The 21283-nt window shown below is 38.8% G+C and carries 9 protein-coding genes; 2 read left to right on the top strand and 7 right to left on the bottom strand.

All coding sequences use genetic code 11. The features are described 5' to 3' along the window. Positions 1-275: hypothetical protein (locus M9949_14575; protein MCO5252630.1), on the top strand; the 275-nt coding region annotated here is incomplete at its 5' end. Between the two features lie 8 nt (positions 276-283). On the opposite strand, the gene pyrF is transcribed toward M9949_14575, so the two are convergent. The 3 genes from pyrF to truA are packed head-to-tail and all read right to left on the bottom strand — an operon-like array spanning position 284 to position 2740. Beyond that, positions 284-1090, bottom strand: a complete 807-nt coding sequence (pyrF, locus tag M9949_14570; GenBank protein ID MCO5252629.1) for an orotidine-5'-phosphate decarboxylase — start codon at positions 1088-1090, stop codon at positions 284-286. A gap of 13 nt (positions 1091-1103) precedes the next feature. Continuing rightward, on the bottom strand, positions 1104-1931 hold the full coding sequence (locus M9949_14565) for a M48 family metalloprotease (protein ID MCO5252628.1): 828 nt from the start codon (positions 1929-1931) through the stop codon (positions 1104-1106). 59 nt (positions 1932-1990) lie between these two features. Continuing rightward, positions 1991-2740, bottom strand: coding sequence for a tRNA pseudouridine(38-40) synthase TruA (gene truA / locus M9949_14560; GenBank protein ID MCO5252627.1), 750 nt, complete (start codon positions 2738-2740; stop codon positions 1991-1993). A 148-nt stretch (positions 2741-2888) separates the two neighbouring features. Here truA and M9949_14555 point away from each other — a divergent pair, with 148 nt between their 5' ends. Beyond that, positions 2889-7079 (top strand): T9SS type A sorting domain-containing protein, encoded by a 4191-nt coding sequence (locus M9949_14555; GenBank protein MCO5252626.1) that lies wholly within the window; start codon positions 2889-2891, stop codon positions 7077-7079. A gap of 1 nt (position 7080) precedes the next feature. Here M9949_14555 and M9949_14550 read toward each other — a convergent pair whose 3' ends face one another. The 4 genes from M9949_14550 to M9949_14535 are packed head-to-tail and all read right to left on the bottom strand — an operon-like array spanning position 7081 to position 21204. Further along, complete coding sequence (locus M9949_14550) at positions 7081-9687, bottom strand: hypothetical protein (GenBank protein MCO5252625.1); 2607 nt, start codon at positions 9685-9687, stop codon at positions 7081-7083. Then, complete coding sequence (locus M9949_14545; GenBank protein ID MCO5252624.1) at positions 9687-13166, bottom strand: T9SS type A sorting domain-containing protein; 3480 nt, start codon at positions 13164-13166, stop codon at positions 9687-9689. The genes M9949_14550 and M9949_14545 overlap by 1 nt, the downstream gene beginning before the upstream one ends. Further along, a complete protein-coding gene (locus tag M9949_14540) occupies positions 13163-16849 on the bottom strand; it encodes a hypothetical protein (GenBank protein ID MCO5252623.1) in 3687 nt (1228 codons plus the stop codon). The genes M9949_14545 and M9949_14540 overlap by 4 nt, the downstream gene beginning before the upstream one ends. Continuing rightward, positions 16846-21204, bottom strand: a complete 4359-nt coding sequence (locus M9949_14535; protein ID MCO5252622.1) for a hypothetical protein — start codon at positions 21202-21204, stop codon at positions 16846-16848. Before M9949_14535 ends, M9949_14540 begins: the two co-directional genes overlap by 4 nt. Positions 21205-21283 lie beyond the last annotated feature (79 nt).

Raw genomic sequence — 21283 nt, 5'->3', positions numbered from 1 at the left:
TAGCGCATAAATACTATAAAATATTCAGCTCGTTTGAGTTTGTCATCCCCGATTCGCTTGATTCGCAAATCGCAGATTTCACATTCAAACAATATATAAATGATATGAATCAGCAAGGTAACACAGTCGCCATAAAATCCTTAGTAGTCGAAAGCCAAGCTGATTGGGACGAAAACGAAATAGCCGAACAAGAAATAATCATGTTCGGTATTACATCGTTTTATTTATTCAAACCTGATTCCGTTGGAAAAGCGGTAGATTTCAAGCAAAATTAGCGAGACAATTACAAACCGTAAAGTGCATTATTGATGTCATCTCTATAATTTTGTGCTGTTTCGCGGATTTTGATAGCAAAGTCATCACAATCCGAAGCATAAATTATACCGCGCGATACATTGAAAATGGCTGTGCCAAAATTATTCGCCTTTATTGATGCCTTCAAATCCCCACCCTGAGTACCAATTCCAGGCACGAGAAATACACTTTCGGGAGCAATTTGGCGGATTTCGGCTAATTCCTCAGGACGAGTCGCTCCAACAACGAACCCGATTTTGTCCGGGGCGCCCCATTCGAGACTTTTCCGGACAACATGCTTATAAAGCGGTTCGCCCTCGCAAATTAGGCTTTGAAAGTCATCGCCGCTTTTGTTAGACGTTCGGGCAAGCATGAAAACGAACTTATCGGGGAAATCCAAAAATGGTTTGACCGAATCCAATCCCATGTAGGGATGCAAAGTCACTGCATCTGCACCGAAATGCTCATAACATGCCATTGCATAAGCATACGATGTATTGCCGATATCGCCGCGTTTGCAATCTGCAATTTTCATTATATCCGAGTGAATGTAATCGAAGGTTTTCTTCATCACTTCGATTCCCATTGCCCCGTATTGCTCGTAAAATGCAAAGTTGATTTTGTAAGATGATACAATATCTTGAGTTGCTTCAATAATTGAGCAATTAAAATTGAGCAAACCGTTTAAATCATCTCGTAAAAATGTCGGTAATTTGTTTATCTCACTGTCCAATCCGATACATAACATAGAGCCGTTATTTCGGATAGCCTCGTTAAGTTTAGTATATGCGTCCATTCATCCTGCTAAATTAGTTGAGTGTTTGTTTGAATTGTTGGTATCTTTGAGTAAATAAATTTGCTTCAGTCGGTGGAGCTATATTATATTCTTTTATCATAGCTTCGATTGCAGCAATTCGCTTTTCATCAGGTGGGTGAGTCGAAAGTAACTCCTCGATAGCTCCTGTAGTGCCACCTTTAGCAACGAGTTCAAAGAACATTTTTCCGGCACCCGGATACCATTTTGTTGAAAGCAAATATTTGAAGCTGTACTCATCGGATTCTGCTTCATCTTCGCGACTATTTCTCAGAAATTCAAGTCCTGCAAACAAGTTAGCCGCAATTTCAGTCAATTGAGCAGGATTATTTCCAAGTATTACACTTAGCAGCACAGATAAGCCCATTTGCTTTGTCATCCTTTTTGTAGCATGTCTTAGTTCTGCATGTGCTATTTCATGAGCCATAATCGAAGCGAGCATAGCTTCATTTTCCAAAAATTTCAACATTCCGGTGTAAAAATAGACGTATCCACCCGGAGTTGCAAAAGCATTGATTGTCTCGCTTTCTATAATCGTAACATTGTAAGTAAAGACTTCTCTGTATTTGATTTCGTCCGATATAAGAATTTCGTTCATTATATCTTGCAAATACTGCGTTGCCGCAGCATTGTTGTAAATTGGATACTCATTTGGAAGTTTTCTGATTTCAGCATCTAACTGTGCTCCCATTTGAGCATCATCTGAAGGGGAATACAAATTCAAATCGCCGATTCCGGTGCCACTTTCGCAGCCATTGAATGTTCCCATAGTTGCGATTGCCATAACCGCATAAATCAAATAGAATTTAACTGTTCTCATCATAGAACCTAAAAATAATGTGTAGAATTATCTATATTAGACTCATTAAAGGTTAAATTTGTTTATATTAAATTATTTTTATAGAAAATTTTTTCAAGGATAAGTCCACGAGCATCTACCAAAGGGGACTGCAAACTTCGGTCGCGACAGGATAATGCAGTTGCAATTTCAGCCGCATCACGTTTGCCTCGCGAAATGTCAAGCATAGTTCCAACAAGCGACCTGACCATACCGTAAAGAAAATGATTTGCCCTAACTGTATATTTTAGAGTATTTTCGTCAACTACATCCCATTTGCTGACGGTTACGTCGCAAACATTATTGATTATATCCGAGTTGCGTTTCGAAAATGTAGTGAAATCATCTTTTACTAAGAATAATTCTGCGGATTGCAAAAGCAAATCTATATCAATCGGGTAGCGAATATGAGTGCAAAAGTGGCGGTCAAAAACGCTGTATCGAGTCACGATTGTGTATGAATATTCGCGAGCAATGGCATCAAATCGTGCATGGAATTTTTCTACCGAAAAAACTATGCGTTTGATTCGAATATCATAATTCAACTTGGAATTGAGTGCTAATGGCAATTGCCCTGCCGCTATGCCGAGTTCATCGCCAATTTCGGTATGTGCGATTTGTGCTCGTGCGTGAACTCCCGCATCTGTCCGCCCCGCACCCGTGAGCGAAATTTCTCGTCCGGTGATTTCGCGAAAAGCTCTTTCAATCTCGCCCTGAATGGTTATGGCATTCTTTTGCCTTTGCCATCCGGAGTAGTTTGTTCCGTCATATTCTATTTCAAAAATCAAATACATCAAATTGAACCGATATTATACATTGTGCAAAAATAACTTATTCAATTCATTAATCTTATCTTTTGTTCGTCTAAGTCACAAATTTGATGGCATGGATTTTGTAAAATGCTATTGGTTGACTTTTGATGAATTTAATTGGAATTTTGAAATGAAGCTACTTAGATATACTCTACTTTCTATCTTTTTATTTGTGCCATTCTCTCTGTTAGGGCAAAATTGGACAAACACACTCAAACCGGAAATTCTCAAAAACGGTACCGGTTACTCGGCTCACGACCAAGCCACTGCCTCGGTTATTGATTTCCAAGGTAACGTACTCGTGACGGGTTATTTCGAGGGAGAAATTGCATTCGATACCGACACTTTGCGAACAGCCGGGAATAGAGATATTTTTGTAGCAAAACTGAATAAAAACGGTTATTGGGAATGGGCACGTTCTGCCGGTGGTTCAAATGCCGATTATGGCAGAGGAATAGCCGTGGACGCGAATGGCAACGTTTTCATAACAGGATATTTTTATACTTTGGCAAAATTTGGCGAGCATACTATTTCAGGCTCTACAAATACAGATATTTTCGTTGCCAAATTGAACTCATCGGGAGTTTGGCAATGGGCAAAATCTGCTCCCGGATACGGCTTTAATCGCGGTAACGCAGTTGATGTTGACCCCGCAGGGAATTGCTTCGTTACAGGTGGGTTCGACGGCAATATTACAATTGGCGACATCGTGCTTACAAGTTCCGGCTCAAGAGATATTTTTGTGGCAAAATATAGTGGTGACGGCGATGTTGTTTGGGCTAAAAAAGCAGGAGGAAGCTCTGTTGATGAAGCTCTTGCTATCAAATATTACAGTTCCGATAAAATGCTTTATCTGACGGGTGGATTCGCCGGAACTGCAAGCTTCGGTTCTGATAATATCAGTTCAACCGGTGGCAAAGATGTATTTGTTGCAAAAATGGATTCATCGGGCGTATTTCAGTGGGCAGCAGGTGCAGGCAGCACCTCATCTGAAGATAGCCGTTCAATTGCTTTAGATGGTGGCGGAAATGCTGTCATTACAGGTTATTATGTCAAAAATTTCAGTTTCGGTGCTCATCCTTTACCTTCACCCGGCAATGAAGATGTTTTCGTTGCGAAAATTGACAAAGATGGCTCTTGGTTATGGGCTACCGCTGCAGGAAGCAATGGCTACGAACAAGGCTATTCCGTTACTTTGGATAATTCGGGCAATTCCTACGTTAGCGGATACTTTACCGGAACCGCAAATTTCGGTGGAACAAATTTGGTTAGTTCAGGTGACAGAAATGCTTTTCTGATGAAATTGAACTCATCGGGAGTGATTCAATGGGCTAAAGCCATATCAGGAACTACCACGATTGATTGCTACACCGTAGCAACTGCTACCAACGGTATTTCTTACCCGATTGGAGCCTTTTATCATAATGCAGTATTTGGGTCTGATACTTTATACACACGAGGTAATTCGGATATTTTTGTGTCGAGAATTTCAAGTTCGGGCAATTGGTCTTGGGCTTTGGGAATGGGCGGAATCATTGGTTATGTCAATGTAAATTCCGTAGCGGCACTTACAAATGGTGATTTCTATTCCTGCGGCTCATTTTTCGGAACAATCGTTTTTGGTAATGATACTCTCAAATCCTCCGGCGATGCAGATATTTTTGTCGCCAAATCTGATAGAAACGGCAATTGGCTCTGGGGCAGAAAAGCAGGTGGTACCGAACCCGATGTAGCCAACGGAATAGCAGTTGACCATCTTGGTAATGCTATCATAACCGGATACTTTTCGGTCACTGCTAAATTTGGAAATTTTACACGAGTTTCTTCCGGGCAAGGGGAGATTTTCATTGCTAAAGTTGATACAAATGGAAATTGGGTATGGGTTACAATAGCGGGAGAAGACGAATTTGACGAAGGGAAAGCCCTTGTAACTGATGCTGCAGGAAATATTTACGTTACCGGCTACTTTTCCGATAAACCTTATTTTGGAGCTACTCGATTATTCTCAGCCGGCAGAGATGACGTTTTCGTTGCCAAATTGAACAATAGCGGTGCATGGCAATGGGCTGTTCGAGGTGGCAGTAGTCAATTCGATGTCGGCAACAGTATTGATATTGACCCAAGCGGGAATTTATATATCACCGGCGGATTCGAGAATATTGCTACATTCGGCTCTCATTCGGTCACTTCAGGCGGCGGCGATGACATCTTTATTGCCAAATTAAATAATTCGGGCACTTGGTTATGGGCGGTAGCTGCCGGAACAAACTCATTTCAAGAATATGGCTCTGATGTCAAATTTTCAAGTTCCGGGCATGTCTATGCGACAGGCACTTTCAAAGGTTTGTGCCTTTTTGGTGGGCAATATTTAATCGGCGCCGGAAATTCTGACGGATTTATTACAAAATTAGATACAGCCGGAAATTGGATTTGGAGCCGCTCTATCGGTGGTCCCGGATTCGATGTCGGAAAAGGCATTTCTGTTGATGCTACGGGCGGTGTTATGGCTGTAGGCTATTATTCCTCATCGGCGACGATTAGTGGAACGACTATTCAATCAGATGCTTCGAGAGCGTCTTATATAGTTCGTTTAGCTTCGGACGGTTCTGTCCTATACGCAAAAAGTGACTCAAATTCAGCTTTTTCGGAAGCTCGAGCGGTGGCTGATATTGGTGGTGGTGCTCATGTTATAGCCGGGATTTATTATGGACAAGTCAGTTTCGGTAGTTTGGAAATTAGTGAAGCGATTTCTCTTGATATGAATTCTTATTTTGCTTTTGATGGAGTTGCCTCGCCAAATTCGGTTTGGATAGTTAAGGAGAATACGGGCAAAAGTTCGTTAATTTCAATTGCGGCTTCTGTCAATCCAATAATTGGCAATCGTTATATGGCTGTCGGAGATGCTATTGGCGTTTTCTACACTCGAAACAGTAATCTTTACTGTGCAGGATTTTCAATCTGGAATGGAAATGATATGGAAATTACTGTTTGGGGCGATAATGTAGAAACTGCAGTCAAAGACGGAATGGCAGACAATGAAGCATATACAATCAAGCAATTTGATGCTATTACAGGCGACCAATATGTAGTCGTTCCGCGTTATGAGTCCGGTCCCGACCACTTTGTAGATGCCACTACAACTGTAATTTCAAGATTGCCTGATTACCCCGATACATCATTTATACCTCTTGTTATCGGTTGGAATATGGTCTCGTCAATTTTCTTGGCTACAAATCCGAATATGGAGAGCATTTTTAACTCAATCAAAAATCATGTTGCTATTGTCAAGGACAATGCAGGCAACGTCTATATACCGGAATATGATGTCAATACTATCGGTGATTGGGATTTGACACAAGGCTATCAAGTCTATTCGCAAAAGGTGCAAACAATCAAAGTTGTCGGCACTGCGATTGAGCCTGAGGATTACCCCATATATTGTAATGCAGGTTGGAATATAATATCATATTTGCGAGATAGTCCCTATGATGCTGAAAGCGGTTTTACTCCACTTACCGAAAATGATAATTTGATTATTGCAAAGGATAACGCAGGGAATGTTTACATTCCTGAGTTTGATATAAATATGATTGGGAATTTAATGCCAATGCAAGGCTATCAGGTTTACCTGACCAATAAAGACACTTTGCAATATCCGCCGAATTCTTTAGACAAGATGAGTGTTGACTATGACCGTCACAGATATGATGCAGTTTATTTCCGCCCACAAGAGCTTTATACGGCAAATAATTCCGTTCTGGTCATTAGTTTGCCCGACATAGCGGACGGCTCGGAAATTGCAGTTATGACGCCTTCGGGAACAGTTGCCGGTGCAGCTAAGTTTAAAGATGGAATCGCTCCTGTTACCGTTTGGGGAAATGATGTCTTGGACGAGAATCCAAAATTGTTCGACAATGGCGACAAAATGAACTTTGTGCTTTTCAATTCAGCCGACAATAAGGAATTGATTTTAAATGATTTAGTTGCGGAAGGCAAAATTGCAACTGAGTTGACTTATAAGCAAAATGCTTATTTGAAAATTAGCCGAAATACTGCACTAAACCTAAATATGAATGCTTCCGCTTATCCAAATCCGGCGATAGATTACTTCTGGTTAAATCTCGAAGGACAATTCACGGGTGCAATCAATATTGAATTGACTGATTTGTCGGGTAAATCCGTTTTGAGCAGTATTTTTGACAAGAAAACAAGTTCACATTCTGAATTAATTAGTTTCAGCAATTTATCGAACGGATATTATATTTTGAAAATCGAATTTGATGGCAGCACAATCAGCGAAGGAATTATAATCAATAAATAAATTATTTAACAATTATAAATTTTTCGGATTTGAAATTCCAAGGTGATTTCAAAGTAGCGAAATAAATTCCGGTGGGAAGAGTTGAACTATTGAATTCAATTTCATGCGTAAATATTTCTTTTTTCAAATTATGATACTTGTAGTTTTCAATTTCAAATCCTGCTGAATTGAAAATTGTTAATTCATACTGTCCTTCTGTCATTCCTTCGAGTAAAATCTTTACTCGTGGTGCGCCAATTGCCGATTTCACAGTCATACTAGCAGGTTTGAAATAATTAATGGGTCTAATTTCCAATGCACAAGCTCTAATTTTCAAGTTGCCATAAGAAAATGAACTCCTGATTAAATCACTGTCCCACTCAGCATTGTCTATCGCAAGTTGTTCGTTAACATCAGTTCCGACCAATACTTTGCCACAAATTTGTGTTAATTCTTTTCCATCATTGCTGAGCGTAAAATCATCCAATTTCATTCTCAAAATTCTTTTTCCGCCAACAACTTCATTAGACACTATTTCGCCATTCGTAATATTATTTGGGTAAAAATAGTCAGCGTTGAATGAAACTTGAAACTCGACATTTGATTCCAATTCTTGGGCATCCTTGCAATCTAATTTTGCATAAACGGGAATGCAAATCTCATCGCCCGGTGCAGCTTCAATTTCGGGAATCATAATCGTATTGGTTGCTATAATTTTGCCTTTTATTGGCAAATTATCTTCAAGTTTGCAAAAATCAGAGATAATAAAAGTCAGAGTATCATCAACAATACCGATTTGATTTGATTTCACAATGTTCTTTAATTCGAAAATCTCATCCTTTTTGACTAAAATATTACTGACATTGTTCAATTCAATCTCGCTCGAAGCATTAAGCAGTTTGACATCTTTGATTAATACATCAATTCCGGTCACATTTTTAATAGCCAATTTTATTTCGAGACTTTCACCAAGGCAAATTTCGCCAAATTGAGCTTCATTGACATTGATAAATTCGAACTTTGCAATTTCGGCTCTGACAAGCAATGTATCTGAGTCCGAGCAATGCCCGTCATTTAACAAAGTTAAAACATATTTTCCGGGCTTATCGACTTCAATTGATTGTGTAGAATCGCCCGTTGACCAAATGTATTCGTGAGCTTCGAATTGAGATGACAGTATGATTGGAGCATCGGAACAAATTATGCTATCACCGATTATTTTTGCAATCGGAATTTGACTATAGCTTATTAAAATGCTATCGGAAATCATATATTCGCGGAAAAATGCTTGGAAATAATATTTTCCGACATCATTTTCGGAAAAGTTGTCAATCTTTAGAAAATATTCTGTAGAGCTGTATCCATTTGGACCTTCCCAGTTGAATGTCATCTCGTTGAAAAGTACATTCGTAACAGGGTCAATAATTAAATTGTCACCACTGCAAACAATCGTATCTTGCAGGTTACTTTTCATGAAAAAATACCCTTGCGACATATTTGGCAAGCCGTAGAGTGATTTTGCAGAGAATTTTTGGGATGATAATCTGACCGCATCCGCATGATAATTACATTCATCGCCGGTCAGATTCGGGTTTTCGATAACGTCAAGATAGCTTGAGTTTAGCAAAGCAATATAAATTTTGCCGTTAGGACCAATTTGCAAAGCTCCCGGCATGGCTCTATTACTATTCCCATATATTTTACGTCCGCTCAAGTTGATTAAATCAGAATCTAAATCCGTTACGTCATATTGATGTATCGAACGTTGTGTAAAATCCGATACATAGAGCTTGTTGCCATTTGGCGAAAACTCTACTCCGTAATTACTGTTTCTGCCGAAAGTACGAATCGAAATCGGATTGAAAACTATGCCTGTCGAATTATCAAATGAAAATAATTCTATAAAATCATACTCGTTGACTGCAGCTGCTAATTTCGTCCCGCATGGAGAAAATTTCATCATTCCGATAGACCGCAGTGAGGAACCGGTATAATTTAAACCGCCGGTAGAATTTATCACGTCCTCAATTCCTTGGTCAGTAAGCAAAACTGAGATGAATTTGTCACTATTCCATTCGTGACTAACAATCCAGAGGTCTTGATTATTATAGTGAATAGTGGCAGTAAGTTTTTCTGCTACGGGTTTGTGAATTAGTGTGTTAATTTCAACAATTTCTCCCAAACCATCGTTTAGTTCTGCATCAATTACCGTATAGCAAAGCCCTTTGTTTTCAGGTTGGTTTGGGATAATGTCGTCGAAATATTGTCCGGCATCTACAGTGAAAATATAATAAATACTATTTACACCGGGTTTCTTGACAATCAAAGCACTTTGTGTCGAGCTGAAATGACCGTGCATTGCAGTGTCCGGATTCATCACCTTATGTTGAGAATTCCAAACTCTGACGCCATCTGTGTAAAACATCAACTTGCCCGTTGAATCAGAAATTGAAGAAACGCCTTCCAGAGTGTTTACCTGAGAATTATTCAAAGCTATTGGTTCGCCATCGGGAGTATCGAATGTGATGGCTGCGTTAGCACCAAAATACCAGCTATAGCTCTCTTTTTGAGAGTAAATATCGGTCGAAAAAAATAAAAAATAAAAAATAAAAATTATGGTCAAGCGCATTAATTTTCAATTATTAATTTTTCAAATATCACCGTATCAGGTGCTTTTAAACGAATAATATAAAATCCGTTTTTAAAATCACTCGAATATAAGGAAAAATTATTAATTTTTGGTGAATTATTTGAACTAATAAATTCAAATGAAGCGATTTCAATGCCGCTTAAGTCGAAAATGCTAAGCTTGTGCATTCCCTTTTGTGTGGTTGTGATAGCAAGTTCAACTGTTTCAGATGCAGGATTTGGGGCAATTTGCAGTGTTGGCGGCTTTATATATTTAATGGGACGCAATTCGATTACACAGGCTTCGATTTTCAAACTGCCGTTTATTTTTTCTGTTGTAATTAAATCATTATACCAGTCAGTTGTAGCAAAAGTCAATTCTGCCGGGACAACTCTGCCGACGAGTGCCACTCCGCATAGCATATCAATAATTTGCTCCGAATCTGTGAGTCGCAATAAATCGTACTCGATAGTTACCTTGCAGATGCCATTTTCTATGACTTTTGTAAAAGTAGTGCCGGATTTTAGGCTAATCGGATTGAAATATTCTGCGTCAAAAATGATTTCCAACTTCACACGCGAATCTAATGGAGTGGCTCCACAGTTGATTTTCCCGTAAATCGGGATGCAAATGCTTTCTCCGGCATCTACGACCATATCGGGCAATCTCACAATGTTGCTTAAATTAAATATTTGCCTCACTTCAGAAAATGATTCGGCATAGCAAGGTTCGTCCGATATAGCTGTAATTTTTGTTTCGAAAATGCCTGTAGATTCCGAAAATGATTCGATTAAAATCACTTGCGATTCTAAAGCCGCAATAGTAAACGGTACTTTAGGCGAGATAATTCTGAAGTTGGAATAATCATCAAGAATTAATTCCTTAATAATTGTTTCAGTTTGAGTATCATTTTTCAATGTCAATTCGATTATTGATTCCTTGCCTGTGCAAACTGTTGCCCCTTCGTACAACTCTTGCGTGAAGCTGATTCCAACGCTAATGTCTTGGATTATAATTTCAGCTGAATCGGTGCATCCAAATTCATTTCGGACATGTAATTTATACTTGCCCGCGCCTTTGACAACTGTGCTCGGCGATGTGCTACCGTCAGACCATGAATATGAATGATAATTTCCGATTGCAAACAAAGTTAATGTATCACCGACACAAACAAAATATTTAGTTGGAATAATTTCAGGTTTTTCGATTTCAATAACTTGCACTTCAAATGCAGCAGTATCGTAGCAGCCGTACTGATTTGTAATTCGGAAAGTATAAATCCCGCTTTCGCGAATCGTGCGGACACTTTCGCTAATTCCATCATTCCAAAGTATTGATTCATTTTCAAAATCATAAACAATCGTCACATTTACCGAATCACCTTTGCAAAATATCAAATTATTATCATAGATTATATCAAAAATTGGTTTTTCGTGAAATATAATTTCGACTTCGGCGGAATCCTTGCAATCAAATTCATTGACAACGTAAATTTTATATACTCCAGTTTGAGTTATTTTTCGCGTCAAATCAGCTATGTCGTCATGCCAAAAATAATTATTTTCGGCTATTGGGTCAATAACCCAAATCTCCATTTCGTCGCCGACACATAAATTAAAAGTCCCTTCGTGTGATAGCATTACAATTGGGTTGGTGGCAATTTCGACTTCAATTTCATCAGTTCCGGTGCAGCCACCACTATGATAAACTGAGACGGAATAATTACCCGCAGTACTGACAATTATTTCAGGGCTTGTTTCTCCGGTTGACCACAAATAGGTATATTCACCTTCAATATCGCTGGCTCTGTCTGTACTCAAAGTGATAGATTCACCCTCGCACATAATTCTTTCCCCGATAATATTTACGATTAAATTGTCCCCTGCATATACACTAAATGAAGCTTCCGCAACGCATCCTGCTTTGGATGTAGCCGTAACGTGATATGTCCCGTGTCCGTCAACGAAAATTTCATCACCGATTTCTCCCGTTGACCATAAATATTCAACTCCCGGCTGACTTTTCTTGATTTTCAAATGCCCTTTTTCCGGCGGACAAATCGTGTCGGTGCCTACAATTTCAACTTCGGGAAAGGGATGAACTTTGATATAGACCGAATCTTTGAATCGGATATGATTAAATTCAAATACTTCTAAGACATAATATCCTTCGTTAAAATCTCGAGAATTAGCAATTGCAATGTTTTGGGATTCGGAATAAAAAGAATTCGGTCCACGCCAGACGTAGCGATATTCATCCGCAGACGGTATCACTCTCGCAGAAATTTTTATCGTATCGCCAATGCAAACATCTCCAGCCGTGATTTCTAATCGGTAATCGTATTCGGTGACAAAGAAATTGGGCAAACCATATGTGGAACCGCCTCTCGTGAGCAAGAAACCTGTATATTGAAAATTACACGAGTTGCCCGCCAAATCCGGTTTGTTGATTACTCCCAATGCCTTCAACTTATGAATGGCGAGATATATTTTATTGTTCGGACCGATTTGCAATTGACCGAAAGTCTCTACTTCTGTGGAATATTCATCATATATTGGCTTTCGTGTTGATTCGATAATCGGGCGCTGATAGGAACTAATGTCAAATTGCAACAAACGAGAAAAGGTATTTGTTACATATACAAATTGCCCCGATGCGGAAAATTCCAAACCGTAATATCCCGCGACAGTATCCATAGTGACGGCGACAAAATCTGACAATTCACCTTTGTCACGGTCGAATTTGAAAAGCTGTAGCTCTTTGCCTGTGTTGGTAACTGCTGCCAAACGGTCGCCCTTACGATTAGCTTTCATTTGCCCGATTACACCGTCTTTTTTCAAGCCGCTGCCTGCATCATGAGGTGGACCAATGGATTGAGTTTTCACATATTCAATTCCATTTTTGGTCAAAAGTGCCACAACAAATCTCGGTGAGTCCATTTCATGTGCAATCACCCAGAAATCTTCATTGTTGCTGTGCAAAACTGCGGTGAGTTTTTCGGTAACAGGTTGATGAAGCAAAATATTTTTTTCAATTACATCACCATTCCCCAAATTTGCGTCAATATCTACAATAGAATAGCAAAAATCTTGTGGTGAATCGACCAAATATGGACCTTTGCCAACAGTAAAAATGTAATGAATATTGCGACTGCCCGGTTGGCGCAATATCAACACCGTTTGAGTGGACGATGCATTACCATTTAGTTTGAATCCATTAGGCATTTGAAGATTATTCTTGCCCCAAACATTAACTCCATTAGAGTAAAAAAGTAGATTTCCATACTTATCGGAGATGCTGGCGCTACCTTCGAGTTGAACCATACTACTTTCTCCGGCAATGACAGGCTCAAGGTCGGGCGTATTAAAAGTGATTGAAGCTTTGCCACCGAAGTACCAATTATAATATTCTTTTCCCTTTTGCTGGGCTTGCACTGAGACAGCAGCAATCAAGAAAAATGCGAAAATGATTTTTTTCATCTTAGTATCAGAATTTGTTGATAATGAATACTCCAAGGTGCTTTGAGCAGCAAACTATATACGCCTTGAGACAAAGTGCTAACGTCGAATAATAAATCTACAGAGCTTGATTGGGTATTTTCCCATGTTCGGAGGACTTCTTGCGTTCCGTCGAAAGCGACGAGAATGAGTTCGAATGCGCCAATTGAACCGGATTCTATAGTAACGTTGAGATTTTCATTCGCCGGAAGTGGTGAAACCTTCATCGCTGTTGGTTTGAGATGTTGGATAGACCTCATGTCAATCACGCAAGATTCGAGACTTAATTTACCATTTTTCTTCACGACATCAACGGCATCATTTGACCAATCAACTTCAGTGACTACTAAGGAAGTCGGCGTAGAATTACCGATTAAAGCCGAGCCGCACAATTCATCAATCAATTCATCGAAATGAGTCAAACTTAATGAATCATATTCAATTGTTATGGTGCAGATACCATTTTCAATTGTTTTCGTAAAATTCGTTCCCGATTTGAGGCTGATTACATTGAAAAATTCAGCATCGAAACTAATCTGAATAGTTGCCGATGAAACAAATGGCGAAGCACCACAATTGATTTTCCCATATATCGGGATACAAAGTTGCTCTCCGGCAATAGCTTCAATTTCGGGCAATCTTATTTGATTTGTTAAACTGAACTTTTGTGATGCGGACGACATCGTTTCGTGATAGCACGGATAATTGGAAATAGCCAGAATTGATGTCTCAAACAATCCTGTTTCGTCCGAATTTGCTTCGAGGACAATTTCTTTCGATTCGAAAGCGCCGATTTTAAACGGCAATTCAAGCGAGGCGAGTCTGAAATTATCAGAATTATCAAGAACGATTTCACTAATGATTGATTCAGTTTCGGTATGATTTACCAAAACTGCTTTAATTTGTGATTTTGTTCCGGTACAAACTGTTTTTTCGCTGTACGCAGATTGGTTGAAACTAATATCAACAATCAGGTCAGAAATTGTGACTTCAGCCGAGTCAACACATCCAATTTCATTGGTTACAATCAATTTGAAGGTACCGGTTCCTCGCACAACAGCGCTTGAACCTGTTGAACCGTCAGACCACAAATAAGATGCATATTCGCCATTTGCGGTGAGAGTTAGTGTGTCGTTGTCGCATACGGAAAATTTGCTCGCCGTAATTTCTGGTTTTTCGATTGGCAGAATAAAAATTTCAATTTCTGCAGAATCAATACATCCGTTTTCATTTCGAACAATTAACTTATAAATGCCTTCGTTGTCAACTATTGTGCTTTGCGTTGTAGCCCCATTCGACCACAAATATTCGCGATAGACTTGATTTGCAGTTAAAGTCACAGGTATGCCGGGTTCGCAAACATAAATTTGACTGGCGATGATTTCAGGTTTTTCCATATCAAACAATCTAATTTCAAATTCCGTTGTATCGCTGCAACCATAAGCATTTGTAACTACACATTTATATTTACCGTTTTCGGTAAATGTGCGGGATATATCTTTTTTTCCATCTTCCCAAATAATTAAATTCTCTTCAGAATCTGTGTTGATTGTAACCACAACGGAATCACCTCTGCAAAAATTCAAGTCATTGCTAAATTCAACTTCTACATCTGGTTTATCGCTAATTCTAACTTCAACTTCGGCTGAATCAATGCATTGATATTGATTAGATGAATATATTTTATATACTCCCGGTTCTGTAACAGTTCGAGCCGTGCCGATTATTCCATCCTCCCAATGGTAATTATTGCTTAAAGATGGGTCAATAACATAAATCTTGAGTTGTTGTCCGGCACAAATTATTTCAATGCCCGAATGGGACAATTTAACGTCAGGGTTGGGATATTCTGTGACATGTACGGTATCATAACCGATGCAACCGCCTTCTCGAATGACTTGCAAAGAATATTCGCCGGGTTCACGGACTACAATGCTCCGCGAGGTATCGCCCGTTGACCATTTGTAATAATAATCTAAAAAGTCAATAGATTTAGCTCTGTTGGCAGTCAGGATGACTGAATCACCTTCGCAGAATCCGATGCTACCTAAAATATCTACTTCTAAATCCCCCAGTTCTAAATCAAAATATGCAGTATCGCTACACCCTTCTAATGAGGTCGCTATTACATAGTATTTGCCCGGTTGGGTAACTTCAATCTCGTGATTGGTACTGCCATTAGACCATAGATAACTTACCCCGTCCTCTTTTATGTCAATTCTCAATTTGGCTATATCAGGTGGGCAGATTGTTTTCGGTCCAATAATTTTCACATTAGGAATCGGATTAACAGTGATATAAATTGATTCAGTCATAATCAACTCGCCTAATTCATAAACTTCGACCTTGTAATTGCCCTCATGAATCGATTTTGCATTTTTAATAATTATTTTTGATGTGCTCCCGGTAAACTCGTTTGGTCCTGTCCATTCGTAAGTATAAAAAGAACCACCTGTGGGAATCATTTCGGCAATTAATTCAATATCTTGCCCCTCACAAACATCTTCACCTTTTAACACCAATTTTAGATATGGTTCAGTAACACAAAAGTTTGGGAGTCCGAATCCACAGAAACCGATTTCTAAGGTGGTTGCATTAAATTGTAAATCACAAGCAATATAAGCCGAATCAGGCTTGTTTATAACGGATAGATTTTCTGCGCCGGCAATAGCAATATAAATTTTTCCATTCGGAGCTAATTGCAATGAACCGTAAGATTGGAAAGATACATAATTACTATAGATTGTCTTCTTAGATTGTTCGATTGAGTTTTTATTATATTCACTAATGTCAAATTGAAATATTTTACGATGCACATTGGATGTATAAACAAATTGCCCGGAAGGTGAAAATTCTACGCCATAAGTCCCTTGTATATTATCAATCCTAATTGGCAGATGGTTGGAAATGACTCCCGTTTTTCTGTCGAAATGATACAAATCCAAATCAAGCAATGGAAAGCAAACTGCTGCTAATCTATCACCACGTATATTAGACTTCAAATGTCCTAAAGCTACTCCCGTTCCATTAGATTCTACATCGTAAACGGGACCAATTTTTTGGGTTGAAACATTTTCAATGCCATTTTCCGTAAACAATACCACGACAAAATTATCACTGTTAATTTCGTGAGCAATTATCCAATAATCTTTACCATTAGAGTGCAGTACGGCTGTTAATTTTTCTACAACATCAACATTGTGAATTTTGACGTTTTTAATAAATACGTCACCGGCTCCATTGTTTAGGTTCATATCAACTACAGAATAGCAGAAATCTTGTGGTGACGTAGGTGTATAAGGTCCTTTTCCAACCGTAAAAATGTAATAAAGGTTATCACTTCCCGGCTTCTTGATAATTATTGCAGACTGTGTTGAAGATTGATGTCCCTTTAAATTTGTGCCATTAGGCATAACAGAGTTTTGACGATTCCAAACATCTTCACCATTTGTATAAAACAACAAATTCGCATCTTTATCCGATATACTTGCACTACCTTCCAGAGTTGCCATGCTACTCACATAGCTGACAGGCTCCAAATTGCTTGTGTTGAAAGATACAGCAGCACTATATCCAAAATGCCAATTATAATACTCTTTCCCAATATGTTGGGCTTGGGTGTTTGCCGCAAGAAGCAAGAATAAAGCGAAAATAATTTGTTTCATCTTAGTATCAGTATTTTTTCGTAATGAATACTCCAAGGTGCTTTGAGCAAAATACTGTAAACGCCTTGTGATTTTGTGCTTATGTCAAATTCAAATTCAAGCATGCTTGTTTGTGCGTTATCCCATTTTTTGAGTATTTCTTGAGTGCCATCGTATGATACCAAGACTAATTCAAATTCGCCAATCGAACCCGAATTAACTAAAACTCGGAGATTGTCGCTTGCAGGCATTGGGTTGACTTTGAGCGTTGTTGGCATGTAGTATCTGATGCCGCGAATTTCTTGAACGCAAGAAATACTGATAAGACTTCCGTTGTTTGATTCATTAGCAATTCTTGAGTCATACCAATCAAAATCTTCGATAATTATAGTTGATATAGAATCTGCACCGAGCAAAATTGTTCCGCAAATGGTAATCAAATTTTGCTTGTTTTGCATTAGAGTATAATTATCAGTATAAATCTTTATGAATCGCTTGCCGCCGGAAATGTAATTTTCCAAAATCGTACCCAAATTGACTGTTTTTGGCAAGAAATACTGAGCATCAAATGATATAGTTATTTCAAATCCGGAATTCAAGTCGTCAGTAATGTCGCATTTAGGTTCAATTTCAAACTCTAAACATGCTTCTTCGCCTGCTGTGAAAATCGTGTTTGGCGAAGTGACTTCGGTTTTCATAAATGAGGTAACATCGAATTCGAATGATGAGAAAAATTCGCAGGGTCCAAGACAATTTATTTGGAGCAATCCTTTCAAATCATCAGTTGAAGTTGGCAAATAACTCACCTTGATAATTGTTTTTCCGTTTGCATCAATGCCTGCCATTATATTTCCATCATCAAGCAATTCCATATCCTTCGTAGTGCCAAAAGTGAAATCTTTGGTTACAATGAAACGCGGATTGGGGTTTGTAACTTCAATTTCGATAATAACTTCTTCGCCAACGCAGGGTTCAGGGAAATTCAGTTGTTTGAATGATAATTGCAAAGATTGGTCAGCTTCAAAGATTTCGATGCTGTTTGTTGCCATGCAATCGTTTTCATCATATACAGTAACAGTATATCTACCGGCTTCGGAGATGTTTATTGTTCTTGTATTTTCGCCTGTTGACCATTCGTATCTCGAAAAATCCCCGGTTGTGGTAATCGATGCAAAATCGCCTTTGCAAAGCTCGGTTTTTTCAGCAGTCAATTCAACGTCGAATTCGGGCAATTCTTCAATTTCAACAAATGCAGTATCGCTGCACCCCCACTGATTCCAGACTGCCAGCCAATATTTGCCTGATTGAGTAACGGTGATAGATTCGCTTTTCTCGCCCGTTGACCAAATGTAATCTATATCTGGCTCAATTGTTGATTCAAGTATAACCGAGCCGCCCACACAGAAAACAGGCTCTCCGATAAGATTTATACCGGATATGGGTGACTCGTGAACGATTACATCAACTTCTGCAGAATCTTGGCAAATGTTTGCGTTTGAGACATAGACTTTATAAGTTCCACTTTCCTTCGCAATTAAAGTATGCCCTGTAGTTCCGTCTTCCCAAGTATAAATAAATGCAGGATTAGGATTTAGTACGTTCAATTCTACACTACTACCCAAACAAAATGCGACAGGTGATGGATTTTGAATTTCTACGGTTGGAATTTCATAAAACATTATTTTAGCTGTATCGGAGCCTTCGCAACCACCGGCATGAATAATATTTACCCAAACTTCGGTAGTTTCAGTAATTTTTATTGATTTGGTCGTTTCGCCTGTTGACCATAAATAGCTAAAGTTTGATTCACTTTCAGGGAAATTTGCATTAGCTACAAACGTGATTGTATCACCTTGACATGCAAATTTCGGACCGCCAATTCTTGCAGGTAACCTGTCAGATACGGTAACTGACACAGCCGCAAAATCACTACACCCAAATTCAGTAGTAACAGTTACATAGTATAATCCTGTTTTGCTAACGACAATACTATCAGCTTTTTCACCGGTTGACCATAAATATTCAAAATCAGGATTTTTGGGGGAAGCATGAATAGTAAGTGTTTGACTTTCACAAATTGATACTTCGCCTTCGAAATTGAGTTGTACAATTGGTGTTTCATGAATGATAATATTTACCGAAGCGGAATCTGTGCACCCTTCGGGAGTAGTGGCATAAAGAGTAAATTTGCCTTCCTCATTGAGAAATTTTCGCTCAAAACCTAAAACTCCATCGTTCCATTGATACGAATATGTGTCATTGGGTTCTAAAGCATAAACAGTAACAGAATCACCCCGACATAAATGAATGTCACCTTCGTGACTTAGGTCAAGGAAAGCATTTTGATTTCGCTCCAAGGTTCGGCTGTCATATGCAAAGCAAGTTCCACCGACTACGAGTTTTACTTCATATGTTCCTGATTTTGTTGCAATTATAGTATTTGAAGTGTCACCCGTTGACCAGACAAAAAAGTGCATATATTCAGACAAATCTGTTAGCGAACGTGCTGTAAGTGTCGCTACACCCGGCACACATATAACAGTATCTCCTTCGATAATGACTTGGATTTCATCCAATTCCTTAACAACATATGTCGTTGTATCCGAGCATCCGTGAATATTTGTAACTCTTAATCCATAGTTACCGGGCAGTTTTACTTTAATAGAGGGCGTTGTCTCCCCCGTTGACCACAAATACTCATAATCGGCTTTATTGTGAACTGATTCGAGCAGCACTTCGGAGTTATCATCGCAAATTAATCCAGTTCCAACAATTTCAGCTTTAGGGGTTTCAAGAACGGTAACATGTGTAAAAGCGGTATCATAGCAACCCCTCTGATTTCGTATTACAAGGAAATATGTTCCCGAATCTTTTACTGTTATCTGGGAGGCTCTCGAACCGGTTGACCACCGATATGAGAAGAAAGGGTGAATTGTGTCTGCCGAAAGAGAGGTAGCCTGCCCGTCGCAAATTACAGTTTCACCTAAAATTTTAAACTGTGTCCGTTTGTTTACCCGAACACGATTGCTGACTGATACAATAAACTCTTCTCCATTGACAACATATTTGACAGTCAAAACATAGGTTCCACTATCCTCAAGATTCGCATCAGTAAAGTGCGGTTTGGTTTCTTTAGACGTAAACCCATTTGGTCCAGTCCAAGCGAATTCAAATTCGTATTTTGAGGTATCCTGCAATATGTCCAAAGGGTCTAAAGTAAAATCATCCTTTTCGCATAAATCAATCAACAATGAATAATTCGAACCTAAGGGGATGCCGTTTGGAAGTCCCAACTGAGATTTTGTTGTGTCTAAACCTACACCCATTCTAAATCCGCATGAGGCACCTTTACCTTCCGGATTTGAAATTTCACCCAAGAAGTGTTGCCCTGATATAGCCAAATAAATTGAACCGTTTGGTGCCATTTGAAGTGAACCGATATGTTCACTGCCTCTTTCAACTACATATTCAGATTTTTGGATAGATGTTGTATCGTAGATATTAACTTCAAACTGGTATAATGTGGAAACTTTCAAACTGTTTCGACTGTTGGTAATATAAAGCAAGTTACCTGAAGAAGAAAACTCGACGCCGTATAAATTATATACTCCGTCAACGTTAATTCTTAAGGGTTCCGATGCAACTCCTGTTTTATTGTCGAATTTGTACATTTCGAAAAAAGATACATCTTGGTAAGCAATTGCGATTTTTGTTCCTTGAGCAGAGATTTTCAACTGACCTACAGAATGATAGTTATGAGTGGGTTCAAATCCTATTGATGTTATTACAGTATCCTCGATACCGTTTTCTGTCAGCAAGTAAGCGTAAATATTATTATTTTTCCAACCTTTTGTAACAATCCAAATGTCCTTTTTGTTTGCGTGCAATGTTGCGTTAAGCTTTTCGCTGGCTTTTGCCAAAAGCGGCACGTTTGTTGACAACATGGCACCTTCGCCACCGTTTGCAGCCATATCAACTATGGAATAATGAATTCCTACATTTGGTGGGTCAACATATTCACTTGCATCGGAAGTAAAAACATAATAAACACTGCTGCTGCCCGGTTTTTTTGTAATTAAAGCAGATTGAGTTGAAGATTGGTGCCCCTTGAGCTTATCAACATTTAGTTTTGTGCCTCTAAAATTATATATGTGCTCGCCATTTGTACTAAAGAGAAGATTTCCCATTGCATCAGAAATTGTCGCCGAGCCTTCATATTGAAAGAGGTTATTCCCCGGTAAAAATACGGGATTACGATTGGGGGTGTTGAAAGTTATACCAGCAGCATCACCAAAATACCAATTATTAAACTCTCCTTGACCATAAAGAGTATTCGCTGAGAGGCTAAAAATAAAAAAGAGTACAAATTTTCGCATGAGCAATCTCCCAAAAAAATTGCAAAGTTCTTACCATATAAACAATATAAATTAACTTTCGTTACAAATTTTTTTTTAT

The organism is Candidatus Kapaibacterium sp., from assembly GCA_023957315.1.
Taxonomy (GTDB): domain Bacteria; phylum Bacteroidota; class Ignavibacteria; order Kapaibacteriales; family UBA2268; genus PGYU01.
Note: the sequence above shows the minus strand (reverse complement) of the source record. Positions and strands in the feature narration are given on the sequence as shown.